The sequence below is a fragment of the Paraburkholderia sp. BL27I4N3 genome (assembly GCF_003386115.1).
GTDB lineage: Bacteria > Pseudomonadota > Gammaproteobacteria > Burkholderiales > Burkholderiaceae > Paraburkholderia.
Genome location: NZ_QREJ01000001.1, coordinates 1037922 through 1064058 on the forward strand (window position 1 = coordinate 1037922; position 26137 = coordinate 1064058).

General features: G+C 63.9%; 18 protein-coding genes. 13 read left to right on the forward strand and 5 right to left on the reverse strand.

From position 1 onward, the window contains the following. Window positions 1-83: 83 nt before the first annotated feature. From B0G71_RS04760 to B0G71_RS04780, 5 genes are all read left to right on the forward strand, one after another. The gene (locus B0G71_RS04760; RefSeq protein ID WP_116140082.1) at window positions 84-1484 is read left to right on the forward strand and encodes an FAD-containing oxidoreductase; all 1401 of its coding nucleotides are present in this window, start codon (window positions 84-86) and stop codon (window positions 1482-1484) included. A gap of 27 nt (window positions 1485-1511) precedes the next feature. Further along, a complete protein-coding gene (locus B0G71_RS04765) occupies window positions 1512-1865 on the forward strand; it encodes a cupin domain-containing protein (RefSeq protein ID WP_116140084.1) in 354 nt (117 codons plus the stop codon). 136 nt (window positions 1866-2001) lie between these two features. Further along, window positions 2002-2577 (forward strand): TMEM175 family protein, encoded by a 576-nt coding sequence (locus B0G71_RS04770; protein WP_116117734.1) that lies wholly within the window; start codon window positions 2002-2004, stop codon window positions 2575-2577. Window positions 2578-2582: 5 nt separating this feature from the next. Then, window positions 2583-3389, forward strand: a complete 807-nt coding sequence (locus B0G71_RS04775) for a hypothetical protein (RefSeq protein ID WP_116148328.1) — start codon at window positions 2583-2585, stop codon at window positions 3387-3389. 186 nt (window positions 3390-3575) lie between these two features. Next, the gene (locus B0G71_RS04780) at window positions 3576-4064 is read left to right on the forward strand and encodes a metallophosphoesterase family protein (RefSeq protein WP_116140086.1); all 489 of its coding nucleotides are present in this window, start codon (window positions 3576-3578) and stop codon (window positions 4062-4064) included. 81 nt (window positions 4065-4145) lie between these two features. Here the strand turns inward: B0G71_RS04780 and proP are convergent, their stop codons facing one another. The 3 genes from proP to argA all read right to left on the reverse strand — a co-directional run bounded on the left by proP (window position 4146) and on the right by argA (window position 8073). Beyond that, the gene (proP, locus tag B0G71_RS04785) at window positions 4146-5648 is read right to left on the reverse strand and encodes a glycine betaine/L-proline transporter ProP (protein WP_258875745.1); all 1503 of its coding nucleotides are present in this window, start codon (window positions 5646-5648) and stop codon (window positions 4146-4148) included. A 706-nt stretch (window positions 5649-6354) separates the two neighbouring features. Next, window positions 6355-6630, reverse strand: a complete 276-nt coding sequence (locus tag B0G71_RS04790; protein ID WP_012433611.1) for an oxidative damage protection protein — start codon at window positions 6628-6630, stop codon at window positions 6355-6357. A 54-nt stretch (window positions 6631-6684) separates the two neighbouring features. Further along, a complete protein-coding gene (argA, locus tag B0G71_RS04795) occupies window positions 6685-8073 on the reverse strand; it encodes an amino-acid N-acetyltransferase (protein ID WP_106279386.1) in 1389 nt (462 codons plus the stop codon). Between the two features lie 23 nt (window positions 8074-8096). Here argA and hrpA point away from each other — a divergent pair, with 23 nt between their 5' ends. Beyond that, window positions 8097-12392 (forward strand): ATP-dependent RNA helicase HrpA, encoded by a 4296-nt coding sequence (gene hrpA / locus B0G71_RS04800; protein ID WP_116140088.1) that lies wholly within the window; start codon window positions 8097-8099, stop codon window positions 12390-12392. Window positions 12393-12625: 233 nt separating this feature from the next. Here the strand turns inward: hrpA and B0G71_RS04805 are convergent, their stop codons facing one another. Further along, window positions 12626-15949 (reverse strand): YadA-like family protein, encoded by a 3324-nt coding sequence (locus B0G71_RS04805; protein WP_404935320.1) that lies wholly within the window; start codon window positions 15947-15949, stop codon window positions 12626-12628. 696 nt (window positions 15950-16645) lie between these two features. On the opposite strand from B0G71_RS04805, the gene B0G71_RS04810 reads away from it, so the two are divergent. From B0G71_RS04810 to B0G71_RS04825, 4 genes are all read left to right on the forward strand, one after another. After that, complete coding sequence (locus tag B0G71_RS04810) at window positions 16646-17665, forward strand: beta-propeller fold lactonase family protein (RefSeq protein ID WP_106279391.1); 1020 nt, start codon at window positions 16646-16648, stop codon at window positions 17663-17665. A 60-nt stretch (window positions 17666-17725) separates the two neighbouring features. Next, the gene (locus B0G71_RS04815) at window positions 17726-18724 is read left to right on the forward strand and encodes a sterol desaturase family protein (protein WP_116140092.1); all 999 of its coding nucleotides are present in this window, start codon (window positions 17726-17728) and stop codon (window positions 18722-18724) included. 147 nt (window positions 18725-18871) lie between these two features. Beyond that, window positions 18872-19705: an EI24 domain-containing protein gene (locus tag B0G71_RS04820; RefSeq protein ID WP_116140094.1), complete on the forward strand. Its 834-nt coding sequence runs from the start codon at window positions 18872-18874 to the stop codon at window positions 19703-19705. Between the two features lie 32 nt (window positions 19706-19737). Further along, window positions 19738-20574 (forward strand): molybdopterin-binding protein, encoded by an 837-nt coding sequence (locus B0G71_RS04825; protein WP_106279397.1) that lies wholly within the window; start codon window positions 19738-19740, stop codon window positions 20572-20574. Window positions 20575-20862: 288 nt separating this feature from the next. Here the strand turns inward: B0G71_RS04825 and B0G71_RS04830 are convergent, their stop codons facing one another. Continuing rightward, window positions 20863-21327, reverse strand: a complete 465-nt coding sequence (locus B0G71_RS04830) for a rhodanese-like domain-containing protein (protein ID WP_106279399.1) — start codon at window positions 21325-21327, stop codon at window positions 20863-20865. Between the two features lie 439 nt (window positions 21328-21766). Between B0G71_RS04830 and glnA the strand changes: the two genes are divergently transcribed. The 3 genes from glnA to ntrC all read left to right on the forward strand — a co-directional run bounded on the left by glnA (window position 21767) and on the right by ntrC (window position 26086). Next, window positions 21767-23182, forward strand: coding sequence for a type I glutamate--ammonia ligase (gene glnA / locus B0G71_RS04835; protein WP_073427532.1), 1416 nt, complete (start codon window positions 21767-21769; stop codon window positions 23180-23182). Between the two features lie 199 nt (window positions 23183-23381). Next, the gene (gene glnL, locus B0G71_RS04840) at window positions 23382-24524 is read left to right on the forward strand and encodes a nitrogen regulation protein NR(II) (RefSeq protein WP_106279401.1); all 1143 of its coding nucleotides are present in this window, start codon (window positions 23382-23384) and stop codon (window positions 24522-24524) included. A 44-nt stretch (window positions 24525-24568) separates the two neighbouring features. After that, entirely contained in the window at window positions 24569-26086 is a 1518-nt protein-coding gene (gene ntrC / locus B0G71_RS04845) for a nitrogen regulation protein NR(I) (RefSeq protein ID WP_116140096.1), read from the forward strand. Window positions 26087-26137 lie beyond the last annotated feature (51 nt).

Below are 26137 nucleotides of genomic sequence, written 5' to 3' on the forward strand. Positions count from 1 at the left end.
CAGTAATGAGCGGCGCAGCATGGTGATTCCAGGGCCGAAGGGTAAGATGCTACGACCAGCAGCCCAGCCTCGGGAGAGTTGCCATGCCACAGCACTTCGACGCAGTTGTGATCGGTACGGGACAGGGCGGCTCACCGCTCGCCGTGCGTCTCGGTCAAAGCGGCCGCAAAACGGCGGTCATCGAACGGGCTGCCTTTGGCGGCACCTGCGTGAACGTCGGCTGCACGCCGACCAAATCCTATGTAGCGAGCGCCCGCGCCGCGCATGTCGCGCGTCATGCCGCGGAATTCGGCGTGCAGGTGGGCGGCGCGATCAACGTCGATCTGGCCGCGGTCAAGGCGCGCAAGGACAAGATCATCGGGCAGTCGCGCGACGGCGTGGAGAAATGGCTGCGCGGCACCCAGAACGTGAGCGTGTTCAACGGTCACGCGCGTTTTACCGGACCGCATGCGCTCGCTATCAGCGGCCCGGGCGGCAATCTGCTCGATGAGATCAACGCCGACGAAATCTTCATCAATACCGGCACGCGCGCGGTCGTGCCGCCGCTCGCCGGGCTCGAGCGGATTCGCTACTACACCAATTCCAACCTGCTCGATCTGACGGAATTGCCGAGTCATCTGGTGATCGTCGGCGCGAGTTATATCGCGCTCGAATTCGCGCAGATATTTCGCCGCTTCGGCAGCCAGGTGACCGTGCTGGTGCGCGGTGAACGATTGCTTACGCGTGAGGACGCCGATTTCGCCGATTCCGTGCAGAAGGTGCTCGCCCGCGAGGGCGTGGAGTTTCGCTTCAATGTGCAGCCTTCGCGGGTCGAGCCACATCCGCATCGCGAGAACGAAGTGTGCATCGGCTTCGAGCAGAACATTCCCGCGCTCGAAGCGTCGCACCTGCTGTTCGCGACCGGCCGTGAGCCGAATACCGACGACCTCGGCCTTGCCGCCGCCGGCATCACGCTGGACAAGCACGGCACGATTCCCGTCGACGGCCAGTTGCGCACCAGCGTGCCGGGCGTCTGGGCGATCGGCGACGTCAACGGACGCGGCGCCTTCACTCACACCTCTTACGACGACTATCAGATCGTCGCGGCCAATCTGCTCGACGGTGGCGCGCGCAGCGTCGATACGCGGATCATGGCGTATGCCGTATTCGTCGACCCGCCGCTCGCGCGCGTCGGCGCCTCGGAGGCCGAGGTGCGCAAATCGGGCCGCGACGCGCTGATCGCCACCATGCCGATGACGCGCGTGGGCCGCGCGCGCGAACGCGGCGAGACCGACGGTTTCATGAAGGTGATGGTCGACAAGGAGAGCAAGCGGATTCTCGGGGCGGCGATTCACGGTATCGAAGGCGACGAGGCGATTCACACGTTCATCGACATCATGACGGCGGGCGCGCCGTATCCGACCTTGCAGTACGCGATGCATATTCACCCGACCATCAGCGAACTGGTGCCGACCTTGCTCGATGGACTCAAGCCGATGAAGTGAGCGGCGCACGCGAGCGGAGCACGTACGATGAAGCGCGCAATCCGAAGCGGTAATCTGTTCGATCACGACGCATCCGCGGACGCGGACGAGCAGATCGACGCGCTGGTCGAGCAGGGCGGCGTGAGCATCGAGCGGATCGTCTCCATGGGTCACGCCAGCCCGCCTGGCTTCTGGTACGACAGTCCGCGCGCCGAGTGGGTCGTGCTATTGAGCGGCGCGGCGGCGCTCGTATTCGAAGGTGAGGCCGCGCCTCACCAGATGAAGGCCGGCGATCACGTGCTGATCGACGCGCATTGCCGGCATCGCGTGGCATGGACGAGCGACCAGGAGCCCAGCGTGTGGCTCGCCATCTACTACCCGGACGACGACGCTGCAACCTGAACGCGGCAATCTGCCGATCGATCAGACGCATCGACAAAGCGTTGGGCCATCGCGGATAATCGGCGACGGCGTAGGTCGTCTGCGGAACGCGGGCGAACGGTGCGCGCAACCGCATTCATCATCAGGAATTCAACCGATGGGCAAGGGACGTGTCGAAGCCTTCAGCGATGGCGTGATCGCCATCATCATCACGATCATGGTGCTCGAGTTGAAGGTGCCGGAAGGCTTCGATCTCGCCGCGCTGCGTCCGGTGCTCCCCGTGTTCTGCGCATACGTGCTGAGCTTCATCTACGTCGGCATCTACTGGAACAATCATCATCACATGTTCCATGCCGTGCAGAAGGTCAACGGCGCGGTGCTGTGGGCCAACCTCCACCTGCTGTTCTGGCTGTCGCTGTTGCCGGCCGTCACGCATTGGGTCGGCGAAAACCATCTGGCTTCCTGGCCGACCGCGATGTACGGCGTGGTGCTGTTCATGTCGTCGATCGCGTACTTCATTCTGATGGGCGTGCTGATCCGCGAGCACGGCAAGGACTCGACGCTTGCCAGGGCGGTCGGCAGCGACATCAAGGGCAAGGTTTCGGTCGTGATCTATCTGACGGGCATTGCGCTGGCGTTTGTCGTGCCGTGGGTTTCGGCTGCGCTTTATACCCTCGCTGCCGCGTGGTGGCTGGTGCCGGACCGGCGCATCGAACACGTGCTGGAGTCGTAAGCGTGCTGCTCGCGCTCAAGCTGGTGCTGGTGCCGGCGTTTCTCGCCGCACTGACCGTGGCGGGACGCGTGTGGGGGCCGTCGGTGGCGGGGTGGCTCGCGGGGCTGCCGATGGTCGCCGGGCCGATCGTGTTGCTGCTCGCGTTGGAGCGCGGGCCTTCGTTCGCGGCGCAGGCGTCGGCGGCTTCGATCGCGGCGATTGTCGCGTCGGAAGCGTTCAATTTTGCGTATGCGTGGACCTGCCGGCGTGTCGCGTGGCCGCTCGCGTCGATCGCGGGCATGGTGGGCTGGGTCGGCGTGGCAATGGTGCTCACGCAGCTTCCCGCCGGACTTGCATGGGCGGTCGCGGCGGCTTGCGTGGCGGTGGCGGTGTCGCAAAGCGGCTTGCCGCGCGTGACCGGCCGCGTGCCGGCGGCGCGCCTCGGACTCGGCGATCTCGTCGCGCGCATGCTCGCCGGCGCGTTGCTGACGGTCGCGGTGACTACGCTGTCCGCGTCGGTGGGCGCGACGTGGAGCGGACTGCTGTCGGTTTTTCCGTTGCTCGGCATCGTGCTCGCTGTCTCGGCGCAGCGCGCGCACGGCGCGGACTTCGTCGCCTTGCTGATGCGCGGCATGGTGATCGGCCGCGCCTCGATCGCGGCGTTCTTTGCCGTGACGGCGACGATGTTGCCGCGGTACGGCGTGTGGCTCAGCTTTGCGTGCGCGTCGGTGGCTTCGATGATCGTGCAGGGCGCGACTAAACGGATGCTCGGCGCGAAACGGGCGGTTCAGGCTGGGTCGCGCGGACTTGCGGAGCGGCAGTCGGCGGATTGAGCGGGGTGAGTTTGACGTGCTTATTGCGGATCATTGCGGCTGAAACGCATCAAGCACCTCAAGCACCTCAAGCACCTCAAGCGGCTCAATGCGAGGCATCGTGTTGCTAGAGACTCGAAGCGCGGACACGCCCGCTCAGCGAAACCACCGCGCACGCAGTCCGCTCATTTGTCCGATACTTCCAACATGACTTCGCGCCCTCGACAACCCACACGCACACGAATCGGCCTGATCTCCGACACGCACAACCTCGTGCGCCCGGAGGCGTTGCACTATCTGGCCGGTTGCGACGCGATCATCCACGCAGGCGATATCTGCAACGAAGCCGTACTCGATGCACTCACCCAGATCGCGCCGGTCACAGCGGTGCGCGGCAACAACGACACCGGCGACTGGGCCGCGTCGTTGCCGACGCACACCACGCTGACCGTGCAGCAAGTGACGATTCTCGTCGTGCACGATATCGCCGACGTAGGCCCCGATCCGCACAGCCACGGCATCAACGTAGTGGTAACCGGCCATTCGCACAAACCATTGATCCGCGAACGCGACGGCGTGCTGTTCGTCAATCCAGGCAGCGCCGGACCACGCCGTTTCAAGCTGCCGATTTCAGCAGGGATACTGATCGTCCAAGGCGCGCACGCAAGCGCGAGCTTCGATTCGCTGATGCCCTAAAAAACGGGCCGGCAAAAAATTTGCCGGCCCGTTCTCAGACTGCTCGCGGACTGGCCGCGTCAACTATCAAACAACCCATGCTCAGGCACGCGCCGTCGCGGCTGCCGCAAAGCGTTCGTCCATCTCCTCGGCTTCACGCTCACCGCGCAACACCGCATGCGCTTCCGCACGCGTCGCCACGCACGGGCCCGAGCCGAGCAGCGGCTTGCGGGCGGTTTCGCGCAGCGCCACCACCGAGACGATACCGATCAGCGACGCGCCCATCAGGTAGTACGCGGGCATCATCAGATTGCCGGTGCTGTTGACCAGCCATGCGGTCACGAGCGGCGTCGTACCACCGAACAGCGACACCGAAACATTGAAGCCGATCGCCAGCGCACCGTAGCGGATTTTGGTCGGGAACAGCGCCGGCAGCGCCGACGGCATCACACCGGTAAAGCACGACAGCAGCACGCCGAGAATCATCAGGCCGCCGAACACCGGCAGCACCGTGCCCATGCGGATCAGCAGCAGGGCGGGAATCGACAGCGCGAACAGGCCCACGCAACCGAACAGCATCACCGGCTTGCGGCCGATCGTGTCGGACAGACGGCCGGCGGCGAGCGTCATCGGCATCATCAGCACCATGACCAGCAGCACGAGGAACAGGCCGTGCGTCTCGTCGAAGTGCAGCGTGGCCGACAGATAGCTCGGCAGATACGAGAGCGCCATGTAGTCGGTGACGTTGAAAATCAGCACGAGGCCGACGCACAGCAGCAGCGGCTTCCATTGCTGCGCGAGCAACTGACCGAGCGACTGCTTCGGCACCGCCTTGTCTTCCGCTTCACGTTGCTCGGCCTGCTTTTTGAATGCGGGCGTTTCTTCGAGCTTCATGCGGATGTACAGACCCACCAGACCCAGCGGCCCGGCGATCAGGAACGGCACACGCCAGCCCCACGAGAGCAGCGCGTCGTTCGAGAGCGTGGCGGTCAGCACGGCAACGGTGCCCGCGCCGAGCACGTAGCCGATCAGCGTGCCGAACTCGAGGAAGCTGCCCATGAAGCCCCGGCGCTTGTCCGTCGAGAATTCGGCGATGAAGGTGGCCGCGCCGCCATACTCGCCGCCGGTCGAGAAACCTTGCACCAGACGCGCAACCAGCAGCAGCACCGGCGCGAAAATGCCGATCGTCGTGTAGCTGGGGATCAGACCGATCGCGAACGTGCCGAGCGCCATCATGATCATGGTCATGGCGAGCACACGCTGCCGGCCGATGCGGTCGCCGAGCGGCCCGAACACCATGCCGCCCACCGGCCGCACGAGGAACGCCGCGGCGAACGTGCCGAACGTGGCGATCAGCTGCGCAGCCGGACTAGCCGACGGGAAGAACACTTTGCCGAGCGTGACTGCAATGTAGCTGTACACGCCGAAATCGAACCATTCCATGGCGTTGCCGAGCGCCATGGCGCCGACGGCCCGCTTGAGGAGAGATTTGTCGACGACGGTGATGTCGTCGAGAGAGAGGCGTTGTTCTTCTTTGTGGTGTCGCCAGAAGCCGTTGCTGGAAGCGGTCAAGGTAAAAACTCCAATGACTGCGACGAAACTCATGACGCGCATGAACGTTCCGCCACGGTTGCTGGGAAGTGCAGTTTCGCGAGCAAGGCGAAAGCATCTCCGTCGCCGTTGAAGGGCGATGGAGCGGGGCGTGATAGAAAACACAACGCCCGTGCCTCGCGAGACAGGTCGCGAAAAAACACTCGTCTAGATTGTGCTGACGTTGCACCTGCGTGGCCGTGGAAGGGGGGCAGATGCATGAGGGCGCTGGGTGGCTGAAAGCTGGCCCATGCGCCGCTGGAAGGCTTGAAACGAAAAAGGCCGGTGCTTTATTCGCCGCTCACGTGTGACGCGAACGGGGAAACGACCGACAAGCCTTCTTGTATAAAAACTGTTCAATTCGGGATGACACACGCACTGCGCGCCAGATTGAAGAGAACGTGAATGAAGGTGAAATGCTGTTGGAACGAGGCACATGATAGCATGATAACAGAGGATCGTGCAAACCCGGTGTCCGCCGAGGGCCTTGGCGGGCACGCTCAATCCCTTGCCGGGCGGGGGATGGAGCGGATCCTGGCGGTCTGAAAAAGGGGCTTAAAACGGCGCGCAAATGTACCGTTTGGGGAAATTTCACGGCGAGGTTGAAGCAGCGATCTGGCGGTCTCGATTCGGCGAATCCGGCGGCGCGTACGGATGAAAAAAATCCGCGCACGCGGCGCGGATTTCGGTCATGCAGTTTAAAAGCGCGAAAGCCTTTACTTTACTCAGCCGACGGCGGCACATAACCCTGCGCCGTGTCCGCGCCTTCGCCGAAGAAAAACTTTTCGGTCTGCTTCATCAGATATTGGCGCGCGCGCGGATCGGCCATGTTCAGGCGGTTTTCGTTGATCAGCATGGTTTGCTGCTTCAACCAGGCCTGCCAGGCTTCCTTCGAGATGCCTTCGTAGATCCGCTTGCCGAGTTCGCCGGGCAGCGGCGGGAAATCGAGGCCTTCGGCTTCTTTGCCGAGCTTCGCGCATTGAACCATACGAGTCATGCTGTGCTTCTCCTAAAATCGGTGTGGGGGCGGACAGTCGCTATATAGGGCCGCTCAGAGCTGTTTCATCAGCACGAGCGACTTGCGCTGCCAGTTATAGAGCCGGCGGCGGTCTTCCGGCAGGTCGTCGACCGTGACCTTGACGAAGCCGCGCTTGAGAAACCAGTGTTCGGTACGCGTGGTGAGCACGAAAATGCGCGTCAGGCCGCGCGCCCGCGCGCGCTGCTCGATGCGCTTCAACAGCCGTTCGCCGTCGCCGGTGCCTTGCGCTTCGGGCGCGACCGTCAGGCACGCCATTTCGCCGATGCGCTCCTGCGTGTACGGATACAGCGCCGCGCAGCCGAACAGCACGCCATCGTGCTCGATCACCGAGAAATGGTCGATGTCGCGTTCAATCTGGTGACGCCCGCGCCGCACCAGCGTGCCGTCCGATTCGAGCGGCTCGATCAGCGCGAGAATGCCGCCGACGTCGTCCGGCGTGGCTTCGCGCAGGCTTTCGAGGTTCTCGTACGAGATCATCGTGCCCACGCCGTCGTGCAGGAACAGTTCAAGCAGCAGGCTGCCGTCGAGCGCGTAAGGGATGATGTGCGCCCGCGCCACGCCGCCGCGGCAGGCGCGAATCGAGTGCTTCAGATAGAAGCCCGCGTCGCCGGTGACTTCACCGCTTTCGTGCAGTTTGTAGGCGTCGTCGAGCGATAGTTCGCGCACCAGTTCGGGGCCTTCTTCTCCGGCTTGCATCAGCCCCGGCGTTTCGGTCAGGAACACGATCTTGTCGGCCCGCAGCGCGATCGCCGCGGCGGACGCCACGTCTTCCATGGCCAGATTGAAGGCCTCGCCGGTGGGCGAGAAGCCGAGCGGCGAGAGCAACACCAGCTTGCGGCTCGCGAGCGAGTGGCGGATCGAATCGGCGTCGATCTTGCGCACCACGCCGGTGTGCGCGAAATCGACCCCGTCGAGAATGCCGACCGGCCGCGCCGTCACGAAGTTGCCCGACACCACGCTGATGTGCGCATGCGCCATTGGCGTATTCGGCAAACCCTGGCTGATCGCGGCCTCGATATCCAGACGCACTTCGCCGGCCGCTTCTTTCGCGGATTCGAGCGCGCGCGCGTCCGTAATGCGCATGCCGTGCGAAAACTCGGACTCGACGCCGTGCAGGCTCATCTGTTCTTCGACCTGCGGGCGCGAGCCGTGCACCAGCACGATCTGGATGCCCATGGCCTGCAGCAGCGCGATGTCGGACACGAGCGCGTTCAGGAGCCCCTGATGCACCACCTCGCCGCCGAACCCGACGACGAAGGTCTTGTTGCGGAACGCATGGATGTAAGGGGCGACTGAGCGCATCCAGTCGACAAATTGCGCGTGCTGGGCGAGATCTTCCGTTGCGCCGGCGGGGGCCGGAGCGCTCGCGGGCGCGGGGACGAGGTCGGTTTGGGAATTCATGCCGGGGATTATAATGCGCCCCCATGTCGAATGTACCCAAAAGTCCCGCTGCGGCGAACGAGAATCCGGCGCCGGCCGTCGATCAACCGAAGGCCGGCGACGCGAAGCGCCGCGATGCGCAGAACGCCGAACGCAACACGCCGCACACGGCGCGCGAGCCTCGGCGCGCCGCGGAAAATGCGCAAGCGCACGAGCATGATTCGAATCGCGGCGTGCGCGCTCAAGGAAATGACGCCGCGCCGAAACACGCTGCAAGTGATGAATCGCGACGGGCGTCCGAGCGCGGCGCGAGCCGGCGTGAACCGCAGCAGCCCCGTGAGCCCCATGCACCCCGCGCGCCACGCGCACCGCGTGTCGTCGAGCCCAACCCGATTCCGCCGATTACCTACCCCGAAGCGCTGCCGGTTTCCGGCCGTCGCGAGGAAATCGCCAAAGCCATCGCCGGAAATCAGGTCGTGATCGTCTGCGGCGAAACCGGCTCCGGTAAAACCACCCAGCTGCCGAAAATCTGTCTCGAACTTGGACGCGGGCTCGGCGCGGGCGGCTCCGGTCTGATCGGCCACACGCAACCACGCCGGATCGCCGCGTCGGCGACCGGCCGCCGCATCGCCGAAGAACTCGGCACGCCGTTCGGCGAAGTGGTCGGCTACAAGGTGCGCTTCACCGACAATCTGTCGCCGGGCGCCTCGGTCAAGCTGATGACCGACGGCATTCTGCTCGCCGAAACGCAAACCGATCCGCTGCTCAAGGCATACGACACGCTGATCATCGACGAGGCGCACGAGCGCAGCCTCAACATCGATTTTCTGCTCGGCTATCTGAAGGAAATCCTCGCCAAGCGTCCCGATCTGAAACTGATCGTGACCTCGGCGACGATCGACGCGGATCGTTTCGCGCGCCACTTCGGCAGCGAAGAAAAGCCCGCGCCGGTGATCGAGGTGAGCGGGCGGCTGTATCCGGTCGAGGTGCGCTATCGCCCGGTCGCGGAAGACAGCCCTGCTGTGAAGGCCGCGCAAGGTGATGCGCCTGCTGCGCAACGCGGCGGCGACCGGCCGAAAACCCAGCGCGAAACCGATCGCGATCTGATGGACGCGATCGTCGACGCCGTCGACGAACTGTGCCGCGAAGGCCCGGGCGACGTGCTGGTGTTCCTGCCCGGCGAGCGCGAAATTCGCGACGCCGCGGAGGCGCTGCGCAAGCATCATCCGCCGCATACGGAAATTCTGCCGCTGTTCGCGCGGCTTTCCGCGGCCGAACAGGAGCGCGTGTTCCGAACCTCGAACGCGCGCCGCATCGTGCTGGCCACGAATGTCGCCGAAACCTCGCTGACGGTGCCTGGCATCCGCTATGTGGTCGATACCGGCCTCGCGCGTGTGAAGCGCTACTCGTATCGCAACAAGGTCGAGCAGTTGCAGGTGGAATCGATTTCGCAGGCCGCCGCCAATCAGCGGGCCGGGCGTTGCGGCCGCGTGGCCGATGGCATCTGCATTCGTCTCTACGAGGAAAGCGACTACCAGGGCCGCGTTCGCTTCACTGATCCGGAGATTCTGCGTTCGTCGCTGGCGTCGGTGATTCTGCGCATGAAGTCGCTGCATCTGACGGCGATCGAGACGTTCCCGTTCATCGAGCCGCCGCCGGGCCGCGCCATCGCCGACGGCTATCAGCTGCTCAACGAACTCGGCGCCGTCGACGACGACAACCAGCTCACGCCGCTCGGCCGCGAACTCGCGCGCCTGCCGCTCGACCCGCGGGTCGGCCGGATGATTCTGGCCGCGCGCGACCAGCAGGCGTTGAAGGAAGTGCTGATCATCGCGAGCGCGTTGTCCGTGCAGGATCCGCGCGACCGGCCGATCGAAGCGCAGGAGCAGGCCGATCAGGCGCATCGCCGTTTCGCCGATGAGCGCTCCGAATTTTTGCAGTGGCTGAAAATCTGGAACTGGTTCGAAGAAGCGATCGCGCACAAGAAGTCGAACAAGCAGTTACATGAAGAGTGCCGCAAGAACTTCCTGTCGCAACTGCGCCTGCGCGAATGGCGCGACGTGCACTCGCAACTGCTGACGGTGGTGCGCGAGCACGGCTGGCGGCTGAACGAAGCGGAAGCGACCTTCGAGCAGATCCATCTCGCGTTGCTGACGGGCCTGCTCGGCAACATCGGCCTCAAAGCCGACGACGAGCCGTATTACCTCGGCGCACGCGGCATCAAGTTCTATCTGTGGCCGGGCTCGGCGCTGGTGAAGAAAGCCGGCAAGTGGGTGATGGCCGCCGAACTGGTCGAGACGAGCCGGCTGTACGCGCGCTGCATCGCGAAGATCGAGCCGGAGTGGATCGAGAAGATCGGCGCGCATCTGTTGAAGAAGTCGCTCTCCGAGCCGCACTGGGAGAAGCGCGCGGCGCAGGTCTCGGCGTTCGAACGCGCGGTGCTGTACGGGCTGCCGATCTATCACCGGCGGCGCGTGAGTTTTGGCAAACAGGATCCGGAGCGCGCCCGCGAACTGTTCATTCGCGGCGCGCTGGTGGAAGGCGAGTTCGACACGAAGCTTGCGTTCTTCGCGCACAACCGCAAACTGCTCGCCGATATCGAGCAGCTCGAACACAAGTCGCGCCGCCAGGACGTGCTGGTGGACGACGAGTTGATCTTCGCCTACTACGATCAGGCGCTGCCGAAGGGCATTTACACCGGCGCGTCGTTCGAGCGCTGGTATCGCGACGAGGTGAAAAAGAGCGGTCTGCCGGAGGACAAGCTGCGCCTCCTGTATCTGTCGCGTGACGACCTGATGCGGCACGAAGCCGCCGGCGTGACCACCGACCTGTTCCCGAAGCGGATGACGATGGCGGGCGTCGAGATGGCGCTCACCTATCATTTCGAGCCGGGTTCGCCGCGCGACGGCGTGACGCTCGCCGTGCCGCTGTATGCACTGAATCAGGTCGACGCGCGGCGCTGCGAATGGCTCGTGCCCGGCATGCTGAAAGAGAAGACGCAACTGCTGCTGAAGTCCTTGCCGCAGAAGCTGCGCCGTCATTGTGTGCCGCTGCCCGAGTACGCGGCGGGTTTCGTCGACCGGCACGGCGGTCCGCGCTTCGGTGCGGGCGGTTTGCTCGAGTCGCTGATTGCCGATGTTCGCGAGCAGACGCAAGTCGCGATGAAGCAGTCGGACTTCAAGCTCGAGACCTTGCCGCCGCATCTGTTCATGAACTTCAAGGTCGTCGACGAGCATGGTCGCCAGCTCGCGATGGGCCGCAACATGTCGCAACTGCGCGCCGAACTCGGCGGCCAGGCGCAGCAGCATTTTCAGAAGATCGCATCGAGCGCGGCCGGGGCGGCGTTGGCGGACGCGGGCGGCGGCGGTGTCGCGACGCCGTCGCAAGCGTCCGGTGGTGCGGCTGGAGCGGGTGCGCAGCGAGGCAAGGGCGGCGCTGCCGTGTCATGCCCGCAGACCGCGCCGCAAGCCGGCGCGCAGGGCACCGCCTTGTATGAAAAGCTGACGACATGGAATTTCGGCAAGCTTCCCGAGTTGCTCGAAATCCGTCGCGGCGGGCAGACGCTGTTCGGTTATCCGGCGCTGGTGGATCGCGGCACGCATTGCGACGTCGAGGTGTTCGATTCGCCCGACGAAGCCGCGCGGATTCATCGCGCGGGATTGCGTCGGCTGTTCGCGTTGCAGTTGAAGGAGCCGATCAAGTATCTGGAAAAGAATCTGCCGGGTCTGCGCGAAATGGCGATGCAGTTCATGCCGCGCGGCACGCAGGAAGAGTTGCGCGATCAGCTGATCGACACCGCCCTCGACCGCGCGTGCCTGCAAGACCCGCTGCCCGATGACGACGTCAGTTTCCACACGCGCCGCGACGAAGGCCGCAGCCGCCTGACCCTGCTCGCTCAGGAAATTGCGCGGCTGGTCGGGCAGATTCTGGGCGAATACGCGAGCGTCGCGAAGAAGCTGGTGCAGGCGAAGTCGTTCACGGCGGCGCATGCCGATTTGCAGAACCAGCTCGACGGACTGATCGGCAAGCGCTTCGTGGTCGACACGCCGTACGCACAACTGGCGCATTTCCCGCGCTATCTGAAGGGGATCGCGCTACGCATCGACAAGCTGAAGGCGGACCCCGCGCGCGACGCACGGCAGTTCGCCGAATTCCAGCCGCTGCTGCAGAACTATCAGCGCGCGGTGGCGCAACGCGGCGGCGTGCTGGATCCGCGTTTGTCGGAGTTCCGCTGGTTGTTGGAAGAGTTGCGGATCTCGCTGTTTGCGCAGGAGTTGCGTACGCCGATGCCGATTTCGGTGAAGCGGCTTTATAAGGTATGGGAGTCGATGCAGCGCTAATCGGGGCGCAGGGGCGCCTCGCGCGGATCGGGTCGGCTACAGATCGGCGTGATAGGCCCGCGGTCTTTCGCGGCGAGATAACAGGGCGCGCGCCGCCATGCCTTGTGGGCATAGCGGCGCGGGCAAAAACGGGCGCGGGGCTTGGGTCTAGCCCGCGCTCGTCGCATATGAAAAGTCGATCGACCGGGCTCCTGCTGCGACTCGCGTTGGCCCGGTCTGTCCTGCCAGTTCCGTTACCAGTGCATGCCGGCGCCGATCGCCGCGCCGAACTGTCCGCGCGAATCCGTGGTGCCTTGCAGCTTGTAGACCCACTTTCCCGTTTCCGAGATTTGCGATACGCCGATGGCCAACGCCGACTGACCCGCATAGGTGCCGCCGGCCATTGCGACCATGCCGCGACCGGGCAGAATTGCCTGCGGCAAGCCGGCCATTGCCATGGCGGATGCCGTGCCGCCATAACCATCGCGACGGGCCGAGCGGATCTGGTCGTCGGTATAGCTGTTCGCCTGGCTGACCGCTCCGCTCACGCTTTGCTGCAACTGGTTGACATTGACCGCGTCGGTGCCTTGCACACCGGCTGCGACATTGGTGATCTGGCGTTCCTGGCCTGCCGCGCCGACCGAGACCGTATTTGCGCGGTCCGCGATCGAGCCTTGGCCCAATGCGACGGAGTTGTCAGCGCTGGCGTTAGCAGCTGCGCCGAGCGCGGTGGCATTCGCGCCGCTCGCCAGCGAGTTCGCGCCGATTGCGACCGCGTTGGTGCCGGTTGCCCGAGCGTTGGCGCCCGCGGCGACGGACTGTGTGCCAGACGACACGGCGCCTTGGGTGTCGCGATTGCCTTCAGCGCTGAAGAACGGATTGCCCGAGTTGACCACGACGTTGTTGACCGCGCCCGCGATGGCGGCGTTCAACTGATTGACGTTGACCGCGTCGGTGCCGTCCACCCCCGCCGCGACGTTGTGGATCGCCGTGCCGCCGTTCGCGGCGTCGCCACCGAGCGTGGCGCTGTTCTTGTTGACGCTGCCGTCGGCGTTCTGGTCATACGTGAGCGCACCGTCGAGTTTCGCGGCGTTGGCGGCGCCCTGGTCGCTCACGGCTTTCAACTGCGCGACGTTGACGGCGTCGGTGTCGGCCGTGCCGGCTGCGACGTTCGTGATCTGGCGTTCGTTGCCGGCGGAGCCGACCGAAACCGTGTTCGCCCGCGTCGCGATCGAGCCTTGGCCGAGGGCGACCGAGTTGGCGGCCGAGGCGCTCGCCTGATAACCGAGCGCGGTCGAATTTGCGCCGCTTGCGCCGGCCTGATATCCAAGCGCGGCGGAGCCGTCGCCCTGAGCGATCGCGGCGCCGCCGACCGCGGTGCTGAACGCGCCGCTCGCCTGCGAGCTCGCGCCAGCGGCAAAGGCTGCTTGCCCGGCGGCGAGCGCGGAACTTCCGATGGCGACTGCGTTGCTGCCGGTGGCCGAGGCGTCGTCGGTGCCGTCGTTCAGGCCGTTTGCCTTGAAGTAGCGCGAGGCGCTCGCGCTGGCGGCCTGCAATTGCCTCAGGTTGACGGCGTCGGTCGCGCTGGTGCCGTCGGCGACGTTGGTGATCTGACGTTCGTTGCCGGCGGAGCCGACGGAGACGCTGTTCGCCCGATCGGCCACCGAACCTTGGCCCAAGGCGACCGAACCGTCGGCCGACGCGTTCGCGTCATGGCCTATCGCAATTGAATCGACGTTGCCGGCGACGGCGTTGTAACCGATCGCGACGCTGCCGGCCGAGGTGGCGGACGCATACGCACCGAGCGCGGCGGCGCCGGTTGCGGCGGCCGCGGAATTGGCGCCGAGCGCGGTGGCGTTGTCGCCCGATGCGCCCGCCAGCACCCCTGCCGCGACCGCGTGCGTACCGGCGGCGACGGCGTCGTCCGTGCCGTCGGCGATGCCGTTGGCCTTGAAGTAGTGCTGGGTGCCGCTTTGCGCGATAGCGACGATCTTGCCGTCGACCGCGCTCAACTGGCTGACGTTGACGGCATCGGTTGCCGCCGCGCCGGCTGCCACGTTAGTCAGGCGGCGCTCGTTGCCCGTCGAGCCGACGGACACTTCGCCGAAAGCGGTGGTCGCAGCGACAACGCCGCTCGTGCCAAATTCCGCGCCGGGTTGGCTGAGATTCGCGGTGGTGGTTGAGTTCGCCCCGACGCCGACACTGTTCGCGGCGGTCACACTGGCGTTGTAGCCAAGCGCCACGCTGTTGGTCCCGGAGACCTTCGCATTGGCGCCGAGCGCCGTGGAGCCGTCGGCGTAGGCGAGCGAGCCGTAGCCGAGCGCGGACGTGTTGGCGCCATACGCGGTGGCGAGCCGGCCGAGCGCTGTGCCATTTTGCCAGGCGCGGGCGCCGGCGCCGAGCGCCACGGCATTGGTGCCGTTCGCCAGCGCGGCATTGCCGATGGCGACGCCGTTCAGGCTGCTCGCCGATGCGGCATAGCCAACCGCAATTGCATTCGCTGCGGATGCGCTTGCCTGATTGCCCGTGGCGACGGCGCCGGTCGCCGTCGCGTCGGAGTTGTAGCCGATTGCAACGGCCCCGGCGGCGGCAATTTCCGAGCGAGCGTTGCGGCCGAGCGCGACCGAGTTATCGCCGTCTGCCTGGGCCTTGTAGCCGATCGCCGAAGCGCCGGTGGCGGTTGCGTGAGCGTCGTCCGGCGTCAGCGAATTGTCGTTGGTCCGAACGTATTTGACGCCGTTGCCGTTCTGACTGATGTAGGCCGCGCTGGTGTCGCCGGCGACGGCATAGAGCTGTGCGCCATTCACCGCATCGGTGCTGCTGGCAGATACTGCGCCCTGATGCACGTTGGTGATCGTCGTACCGCCCGTGACGCCGCCGTCCGTGGAGGTGGGACCCGCGAGCGTGACGCTGTTCGTGTTGACGGTGCCGTCCGCATTAGTGCCGTATGAGACGGCGTTGGCCGTGGCAGCAGTAATGGCGCCCTTGAGCTGGCTGACGTTGACGGCATCGGTGTCGGCTGCGCCGGCGGCGACGCCGCTAACGGAGCGGTTGCCGACGTTGACTTCGCCGGCCGAAGATTGTGATGCGGTGAGGCCGTAAGCGGCGTAGCCGGTCTGGGCCCCGACGGTCGTGAGTGAACCCGCGCCGAGCGCGACACTGTTGGCGAGCGTGGCTGACGCCGCATAACCGATGGCGACCGAGTTGAGGCCGCCAGCCTGCGCGGCTTTGCCGAACGCCATGGCCCCCACTCCGCTGACGAAAGCCTGATTGCCGATTGCGATTCCGTAGAGCGCAGTGGGTGCGGTTGTCGCCTGCACGCCCATTGCAATCGAATTGACGCTGTTCGCGTTGGCCTGAACGCCGGTTGCGATCGACATCGCGCCCTGCGCAACGGCCTGGAAGCCCGTCGCCATCGCGTAGGGGCCCGCCGCAGTTGCGCCGATGCCGATCGCAATCGCGCCCGGGCCTGCCGCATAGGGGGCGAGATCGTTTCCGGGCGAATTGACGCTCGTGTCTACGAAGAGGGCGGCATGCGCCGCCGGCGCGCCCCCCGCCAGCGCAGCCAGAATCAGCACTGCACGCGCGATGGCCTTCTTGCGCTTCGTCTTTGATCTTGCCGTTATTGGCACCGCCGGCGACATTGCCGTCGCTTCACACCAAACCAATCGGTTATTGCTATTCATTGTTTTAGAAACTCCGCGGTAGTGCGTGAATGCGCGGCACATAAGCGCGGGTATTCGCGTATGGATTCATCGCCTGGATAAATCACGCAAAAATAAATCCGCGAGCTTTGGCTTTGCCAGAGCAGGCCGATCGTTATCTCGTACGTGCAAAACGCCCGCGTCACGCCCGTGCATCCAGGAATGAGTGGATAGGGATGAGGCGGGGGGATTTTCAGGTTCGGCGGCGGCGCGGGAGATCAGTTAAATCTGCAGCAGGTGCGGAAAAATCACATTATGTCGGCGTGTCTCGATTGATCAATATGTAAGAGGCGTTAAATAAGGAATGTTCAAAATATATTCTGGTAATTGTTTGGTCAATCTAAGCATTCTCCTGCGTTTATACGTCTTCAATGAGATTCCACTTTTCAGTCCCGATACTCGCCACCGGCGCTTTCAGAACGACGCGATTCGCGTGTGTGTCCGAACCGCCCGCCATTCGGCAGCTGGGTCATCCCGCCCCTGATTTCTCCTGGCCTTACACCGACCTGCGTCAACCGCTGGCCGCGGCAAACGTTCTACAATGATGGTTGTTCTCCGAAGTGAGTTTTCATGCGTAAATTTTTTCTTCCCGGCTTGACTGCCACGGTCGCCGCGGGCGCGGTGCTGGTCGCCGCCACAGGCTTTTTTTCTCCGGCGGCCCACGCCAACAACGTGATCGTGCTCAATTCCGGCGAGGCCACGCTGAGCCTGATCGACGAGGCGACCCGCCAGGTCGTCGGCACGGTGCCCACGGGTAAGGAACCGCATCACCTGATGGCTACGCCGGACAATTCGTCGTTGATCGTCGCGAATTCGGTGTCGAACAACCTGATGTTCGTGGATCCGAAATCCGGCCAGGTGCAGCGCTGGGTCGAAAATATCGAAGACCCGTACCAGATCGGTTTTTCGCCTGATCGCAAATGGCTGGTCACCACCGGCCTGCGTCTGGACCGTCTGGACATCTATCACTACGACGGCCAGAAGAACCAGATGACGCTGGCCTCGCGCCTGCCGCTCGCGGTCATGCCGAGCCACATGGCGTTCACGACCGACAGCAAGACGGTATTCGTCACGCTGCAGGTGTCGGGCGAGCTGGCCGCGATCGACCTGGCCACGCAAACCGTCAAATGGAAAATGAAGGTCGGCAAGGTGCCGGCGGGCCTGTGGATGACGCCGGGCGAGAAATATCTGCTGATCGGCATGACCGGCTCGGATTACGTCGCGGTAGTGGATTGGCGCAACCAGAAGATCGTCAAGACGATCCACACCGGCAACGGCGCGCACAACTTCCGTTCCCTGGCCGACGGCAAGCACGTCGCGGTGTCGAACCGCGTGGCAAGCACCATCAGCATCATCGACGAGGACACGCTCACCAACGTCGGCGACATCACCGGCTTGATGCCTGGACCGGACGACATGGAACTTTCCGCCGACAAACGCTATCTGTGGGTTACGTTCCGCTTCGCGAAGCACGTCGGCATCATCGACCTGAACACGCGTAAGCTGATCCAGACGATCGCCGTCGGCCGTTCGCCGCACGGCATCTATTTCTTCAATCGCGCGCCGGTCACGGCGCCGAACGGCGCCTGATGCGAAAGGCTCATGCCGCACCACGCGAACCGTCACGGATGAAGTAACCAGACTAGCACCATGTTCCATCTGATTTTTTCTTCCCTCGACAACTTCGTCTCCGCCGTGCAGACGTTGCTGTACGTCGACGTGGTGCAGCCGCTGCTGTTCCGCTTCAATCTGATGGATTACGACGAAGACACCTACGACAGCCTGTATTGGGTGATCGTGGGCGTCGTCGAAGTGCTGGCCATGTACGCGGTTCTGCGTCCGCTCGAAGCGCTGCGCCCGGTGGAACAATGGCAGAGCCGCAAGGCGGTGCGCGTGGACGTGATCTATACGTGGATCGCGAAGCTCGGCATTCTCAACCTGTTCTTTTTCTTCGCGCTTCAGCCGTTCTTCGACGCCGTGCAGGCGTGGTTGCGGCTGCATAACATTTCGAATATCGAGTTCGACAATCTCTGGCCCGGCGTGACCACGCAACCGCTCGTCACGTTCGTGATGTATCTGCTGGTGCTCGATTTCGCCGGCTACTGGTATCACCGCTGGGAACACCGGATCGGCGTGTGGTGGGAGTTGCACGCGGTGCATCACAGCCAGCAGCAAATGTCGCTGTGGGCCGACGACCGCAACCATCTTCTCGACGATCTGCTGCAAGCCTCGTTCTTCGCGGTCATCGCGCTGGTGATTGGCGTGCCGCCGTCGCAGTTCGTCGTGCTGGTCGCCATCACGAATCTCGCGCAGAGCGTGCAACACGCGAACATCCGCATGTACTTCGGCTGGCTGGGCGAGCGGCTGCTGGTCAGCCCGACGTTTCATCGGCGCCACCATGCCATCGGTTACGGACACGAAGGGCTGAAATACGGCTGCAACTTCGGCGTGCTGTTTCCGTGGTGGGACATGCTGTTCCGCAGCGTGTCATGGAGCCGCGAGATGGAACCGACCGGCATCCGCGATCAACTCACAGGCCGCCGTTACGGTGACGGCTTCTGGGCGCAGCACTGGCTCGCCTTTGTGCGCATCGCCGGGCGTCTCTCGCCGAAGCGCCGCACCGAAAGCAACGACGCCGCCGCCGTTTGAGCGCGCTTCCTCCCACGCCGCCGGTTTCCCCGGCGGCGCGTCACGTGGTTTATCCTGTTCACTTTTGCGACCAAGCGCGGGGCTGCCCGGCGGATTCGTCGCGCGGTTCGCTCCATTCCATCGTTTCGTTCACCGGCACTGGCTCGCATGAATGATCTGTTGCGCTCGTTCGGACGTGCGCTCGCAAGCGCGCTCCACCCGCGCATGCTCTGGCTGACCTTCATGCCGTTTCTGGCGGCAACGGTCGGGTGGGGCGTGATTCTGTGGTTTTCCTGGCAGACGCTGATCGGCGCGACGCGTACCTGGCTCGAAGGCTGGTCGTTCACGATCACGCTTTATCGACTGTTCGACTGGCTCGGTTTTTCTGCGCTGCATGCAGCGATCGCGCCGTTTATCGTGATCGCGATGGCGATCCCGCTGATTGTCGTCACGGTGCTGCTGCTGATCGCCACACTGTCGATGCCGGCGGTGATCCGCTTCCTGTCGGCGCGGCAATTCCCGAGCCTCGAAATGCGCCGTGGCGGAACGTGGTACGGTAGCCTCGGTCAGGCGCTGTGGACCACGCTGGTGTGTCTGGTGCTGCTGATCGTCACGCTGCCGCTCTGGCTCGTGCCGCCGTTCTTCGCGTTGATTCCGCCGCTCCTGTGGGGCTGGCTGACGTATCGTGTAATGAGCTACGACGCGCTCGCGCTGCATGCCACGCGTGACGAGCGGCGCGCGCTGGTGCGGCGCTTCCGCTTGCCGCTGCTGCTGATCGGCATTGCGAGCGGCTTGCTGGGTTCGCTGCCGACCTTGTTGTGGGTGTCGTCCGTCTGGCTGATCGTGCTGTTCCCGGTGGTCACGGCCGTGACGATCTGGATCTATGCGTTCATCCTCATATTTTCGGCGCTATGGTTCGGCTACTACTGTTTGCGCGCGCTGCAGCGCATGCGCGCGGAAGAGCACGGCGGCGTGCGGCACGCGGCGCCGGTTCCCTACTGATGCATTACTGACTAAGCGAAAAAGAGGCAGCAATGGCATTTGGCGTCATCATCATCGGCGATGAAATTCTGTCGGGCAGACGTATCGACAAGCATCTGCCAAAGGTCATCGAATTGCTGGGCGCGCGTGGGCTGTCGCTCGGCTGGGCGGAGTACATCGGCGACGATCCGGAGCGCATCACCGCGACGCTGCGGCGCACGTTCGCCTCGGGCGACATCGTGTTCTCCACGGGCGGCATCGGCGCCACCCCGGACGACCACACGCGCCAATGCGCGGCGGCCGCGCTCGGCGTGCCGCTCGAACTGCATCCGGAGGCCGCAAAGCTGATTCAGGAGCGTATCCGCGACATGTATCCTGCGAACGCGGCCGCGCCGCTCGATCTGGAGTCGCCGGAGAATCGGCATCGGCTGAATATGGGCACGTATCCGCAGGGCGCGTCGATCATTCCGAACGGCTACAACAAAATTCCGGGCTTTTCGATCAATCGGCATCACTTCGTGCCGGGCTTTCCGGTGATGGCGTGGCCGATGATCGAGTGGGTGCTGGATACGCAGTACGCCGACCTGCACCACGCCATGCCGCACGCGGAGAAGTCGCTGCTGGTGTTCGAATTGCCGGAGTCACGCGTCACGCCGCTCATGGAAAAAATCGAACGCGATTTTCCGGGCGTGCGGGTCTTCAGCCTGCCGAGCGTCGGCGATGCGGAACGGGGTGGCGTGTACGCGCGGCATCACATTGATCTGGGCGTGAAGGGTGAGCCCGAAGCGGTGGCGGCGGCGTTCGTCAAGCTGCGGGAAGGCGTGCATCTGCTGGGCGGCGATATCGTCGAGCCCGAGGCGGCGGCTGCGGCGGCGAAGCCCCGCGGCTGATCCGCGCGTTACACGTTTATTCTGGTTCGGGCGCTGCGACGCCCGTTTTTCATCGCGCTCGTCGCCGATTCCGAGCGGGGCAGAGGCGGATCATGGGCCTGTCATATTCAGCGTCGACGATGTGGCTGTCCTTATCTGCGGCAGGCAAATAGCGGCGTCGAACCGGTCCTGAGAAGCCGCCGTGACTGCCGACGAACAATCAGCAAGCAGGCTGCGAGTGGGCAGCGCTAGCGTCAGCGCCTAAAAGCGCCGCGCAGGCGCTACGCAGTAGCCACCCAACCGCCGCACTCACGCGCCGATCCACGGCAATCCGCGAAAGCACCAGCCCGACACCGTCTTCCGATGCCCCTGGCCATCCTTGTCGCCTTCGAAGCCTTCCAGCAGGTCATACGCCTTGGTGAAGCCGGCCTGCGTGGCGGCGATCGCGGCGAGCTTCGAGCGCGCGGCGCTGCGGCACAGGAACAGCACGGGCGTATCGGGCGTGGCGACCTGCTTCAACTGCGCGAGAAATTCCTGGTTCGGCACGGCGCCCGGATAGCGCGTCCATTCCACGTGTGCGTACTGTCCGTCGCCGATCACCGGCCGGCCGACCCAATCGAGTTCGGCGCGGGTGCGCACATCGACGAGGCGGGTGCGCGGGTCGAGTTGCAGCAGTTCGAACGCTTCGGCGGGCGATATCGCGCCCGCGTACGGCAACTGGTTCTCGCTGCGGCGCTTGTCCGCGCTGGCGTACAACTGTTCGAGCGTGCTCATGAGCGCAAATCTCCTTCGGACCAAACGACCATTTTAGCGCGCGCCGTGCGGCGCGCGCGTCTTGCACGAACGGCGGAGATAGGCTCGCGTCGCAAGCGGACGAATGCGCAAATATGGTGCAAATTTCGTGAAATGCACCAAAATAAAGATGCCGTCGGTTCCCAATCCGGTGAATGCACATACTTGGTGCTGAGGCGGACTCGAGGATTTGGGGGCTGCATGCGGTGCGGTGCGCCCATTCCCCGCAATCGCGCGCGCAGTGTGGCTCTGCGCCGGGTTGGCGCACACATGGCACAGAAGCTGCTTTATTGGTGCCGATCGATTTGTCCAGGCAGACTTTTATGTTCCTCCTCAACGATTGAGGGTGGACGCGCCGGGACGGGTCAGCTAGATTGGGCGGCGGCTGAATCCGCCGAATTCGTTAATCAGGAGATAGGTTATGAGTAAATCCGTGGCCGACGTCGTACAACTCGTCAAAGACGAAGACGTCAAGTTTGTCGACTTTCGTTTCACCGACACGCGCGGCAAAGAGCAACACGTTTCGGTGCCGGTGTCGGCATTCGATGAAGACAAGTTCGAAAGCGGCCATGCGTTTGACGGTTCTTCGATTGCCGGCTGGAAGGGCATCGAAGCCTCGGACATGTTGCTGGTCCCCGATGCGAACACGGCTTTCATCGACCCGTTCTACGAAGAATCCACCCTCGTGCTGACCTGCGACGTCGTCGAACCGGCGGACGGCAAGGGCTACGAGCGCGACCCGCGCTCGCTGGCAAAGCGCGCTGAAGCCTATCTGAAGAGCACGGGCCTCGGCGACACGGCCTTCTTCGGCCCGGAACCGGAATTCTTCATTTTCGATTCGGTCCAGTGGAACACGGACCAGTCGGGCTGCTTCATCAAGATCGGCTCGGAAGAAGCACCGTGGTCGTCGGCGAAGGAATTCGAAGGCGGCAACACCGGCCACCGTCCGGGCACGAAGGGCGGCTACTTCCCGGTCGCTCCGGTCGACACGTTCCAGGACATCCGTTCGGAAATGTGTCTGCTGCTCGAACAGATCGGCATTCCGGTCGAAGTGCATCACCACGAAGTCGCGGGCCAAGGCCAGAACGAAATCGGCACCAAGTTCTCGACGCTGGTGCAACGCGCCGACTGGCTGCAGCAAATGAAGTACATCATCCACAACGTCGCGCACACGTACGGCAAGACGGCAACGTTCATGCCGAAGCCGGTGGTCGGCGATAACGGTTCGGGCATGCACGTTCACCAGTCGATCTGGAAAGACGGCACGAACCTGTTCGCGGGCAACGGTTACGCAGGTCTGTCGGAATTCGCGCTGTTCTACATCGGCGGCATCATCAAGCATGCTCGCGCGCTGAACGCGATCACGAACCCGTCGACGAACTCGTACAAGCGCCTCGTGCCGCACTTCGAAGCACCGGTCAAGCTGGCTTACTCGGCTCGCAACCGTTCGGCATCGATCCGCATTCCGCACGTGTCGAACCCGAAGGGCCGCCGTATCGAAACGCGTTTCCCGGATCCGATGGCGAATCCGTACCTGTGCTTCTCCGCGCTGATGATGGCGGGTCTGGACGGCGTGCAGAACAAGATTCACCCGGGCGAAGCTGCCGACAAGAACCTGTACGACCTGCCGCCGGAAGAGGATGCAAAGATCCCGACCGTGTGCGCCGGCCTCGACCAGGCTCTGGACGCGCTGGACGCGGACCGCGAATTCCTGACGCGCGGTGGCGTGTTCACGGATTCGATGCTCGACGCGTACATCGAACTGAAGACGGGCGAGCTGCAACGCTATCGTCAGTCGGTGCACCCGATCGAGTTCGAAATGTACTACTCGCTGTAAGCGGCCATGGCGCTTCGCCCTTCACACGGCGAAGCGCTTTGCCCGACGCTCGCGATCGGTCACGAAGGGACGGCGGCGCCGTCCCTTTTTCGTTAGGCCGCGCACAACGTTTGCCGCGTATGGGCGTTGTTGAGGTATTGAGCAAAACAGCAGGCGGACTACCTGATTTATCACCATCTCCTATCGGCCAGACTGCAAGATGGTTCTTAAGAATCTGATCAAGGCAAGGAAAGGACACGAGCAGGCGCTCTCGGACGACGCTCAACTCGTCAGTTCCGGTTTGCTGCCGGGCTTCGAGGCGTTGCCGACAGTGGTGCTGGTGCTCGAAAAGCGCACGCTGCGTGTCGCGTTTGCGAATCCGTCGGCGGAGTCGATGCTGGAGCTCTCGCGCCGGCAACTGACGCAAATGGCGTGGCCGGACATCTTCTCGAATGCCGACGAACTGGTCGCGACCATCTCCGCGATCGCCGCCCACCGCTTTCACGCGACGCATCTCGACGCCGTGCTCGAACGGCCGGCCCACGAGCCGCTGCATGTGCATGCGATCGTCGGCTTCCTGGAAAGCGCGCAAGACTACGTGCTGCTCGAACTGTTCGAAAACGAGCGGCATCTGCGCACCGACCGCGAGGAGCGCATCAACGACCTCACGGCGGTCAACAAGCAACTGATCCGCAACCTCGCGCATGAGATCAAGAATCCGCTCGGCGGCATTCGCGGCGCCGCGCAACTGCTGGAGTTCGAACTCGGCGAGCGTCAACGCGATGAGTTGCGCGAGTACACGCAGGTCATCATCAAGGAATCGGACCGGCTGCAAACGCTGGTCGACCGGTTGCTCGAACCGCACCGTCATCCGCATATCGTCGGCGACGTGAATATTCACGAGGTGTGCGAGCGCGTGCGTCAGGTGATTCTCGCGGAGTTTCCGCGCGGCCTCACCATCGAGCGCGATTACGACGTGAGCGTGCCGGACCTGCGTGGCGACAAGGAGCAACTGATCCAGGCGCTCCTGAACATCGTGCGCAACGCGGCTGAAGCACTGCGCGAACGTATTTCGCAAGGCGATGCGCGAATCGAATTGCGCACCCGCATTGCCCGCAAGATTACGGTGTCGAAACGCTTATGTAAGCTGGCACTGGACTTGCATATCACTGACAACGGCCCAGGCATTCCCGAAGAAATCCGTGACCGCATTTTCTATCCGCTCGTGTCGGGGCGCGAGGACGGCAGCGGTCTTGGACTGACGCTCGCGCAGACCTTCGTGCAACAGCATGACGGTTTGATCGAAGTGGATAGCCGCCCGGGCCACACCGAGTTTCAGATTCTGCTGCCGCTCGACTGCTAACACCATATGTACTCAAACGTACTCAAGACTTCTGACCGACCCATATGAAGCCGATCTGGATAGTAGACGACGATCAATCGATTCGCTGGGTGCTCGAAAAAGCACTGGCCCGCGAAAACTTCGCGACTCGCAGCTTCGCGAACGTGCGCGAAGCGTCGGCCGCGCTCGAACATGAGAGTCCGCAAGTGCTGGTGTCCGACATCCGGATGCCTGGCGGCTCCGGCCTCGAATTGCTGCAAACCGTGCGCGACAAGGTGCCGGGCTTGCCCGTCATCATCATGACGGCGTTCTCGGATCTGGATAGCGCGGTCGCCGCGTTTCAGGGCGGCGCGTTCGAATACCTCGCCAAGCCGTTCGACGTCGACAAGGCGGTCGAACTGATCCGCCGTGCCGTCGACGAAAGCATGCGCGGCGAACAGACGTGGGATGAACGCGTCACCGAAGCACCGGAAATGCTCGGCCAGGCACCAGCGATGCAGGATATGTTCCGCGCCATCGGCCGCTTGTCCCATTCTGCGGCAACCGTGCTCATTACCGGCGAATCAGGCACCGGGAAGGAACTGGTCGCGCGTGCGTTGCACCGACATAGCCCACGCGCGAACGGTCCCTTCATCGCACTGAACACTGCCGCGATTCCAAAAGATCTGTTGGAATCCGAATTATTCGGCCACGAGCGCGGCGCCTTTACCGGCGCGCAGGCCATGCGTCAGGGCCGTTTCGAACAGGCCGAGAACGGCACACTGTTTCTCGATGAAATCGGCGATATGCCGTTCGATCTGCAGACGCGTCTGTTGCGGGTGTTGTCGGACGGGCAGTTTTATCGCGTGGGCGGCCACAATCCGTTGCGCGCCAATGTGCGCGTGATCGCGGCGACGCACCAGAATCTCGAATCGCGCGTGCGTCAGGGTCTGTTCCGCGAGGACTTGTATCACCGCCTCAATGTGATCCGCTTGCGCTTGCCGGCTTTGCGCGAGCGTAGCGAGGACATTCCGCTGCTCACACGGCACTTTCTGCAAAAGAGCGCACGCGATCTCGGCGTCGAGCCGAAGCGCGTGTCCGAAGAGGCGCTGGCTTATCTCGCGTCGTTGCCGTTTCCGGGCAACGTGCGTCAATTGGAAAATCTCGCCAACTGGCTCACGGTGATGGCGCCGGCGCAGACCATCGAGATCAAGGACCTGCCGCCTGATCTCGGCCCCACGCAAGCGGGCGTGAGCGATCTGACCGGCGGTGGCGGCGGGGCGATCGGCGCGGGTGATGCGACTCTCGCGGGCGGCGTGCCGGTCAACGGCGCAAGTGCGGCAACGCATCCGGCCGCGGCGGGCGGCATGCCGGTCGCGACTACCGTGAGCGCCTGGGAAGGCGGCTTACGCACCGAAGTCGCGCGGATGTTGCGCGAGAATGCCGCGGACGTCATGGACGAACTCGCGCGCCGTTTCGAAGCGGCGGTGATTCGCGAAGCGCTCGACTTCACGCGTGGCCGCAAGGTCGAAGCGGCGGAGCGTCTCGGCATTGGCCGCAATACGATTACGCGCAAGATTCAGGAGCTCAATCTCGAGCCCTGAGTGTCTGATTGCAGAGCGGGGCGGCGCGGGAGCCGCGCCGCTCATTCGCTT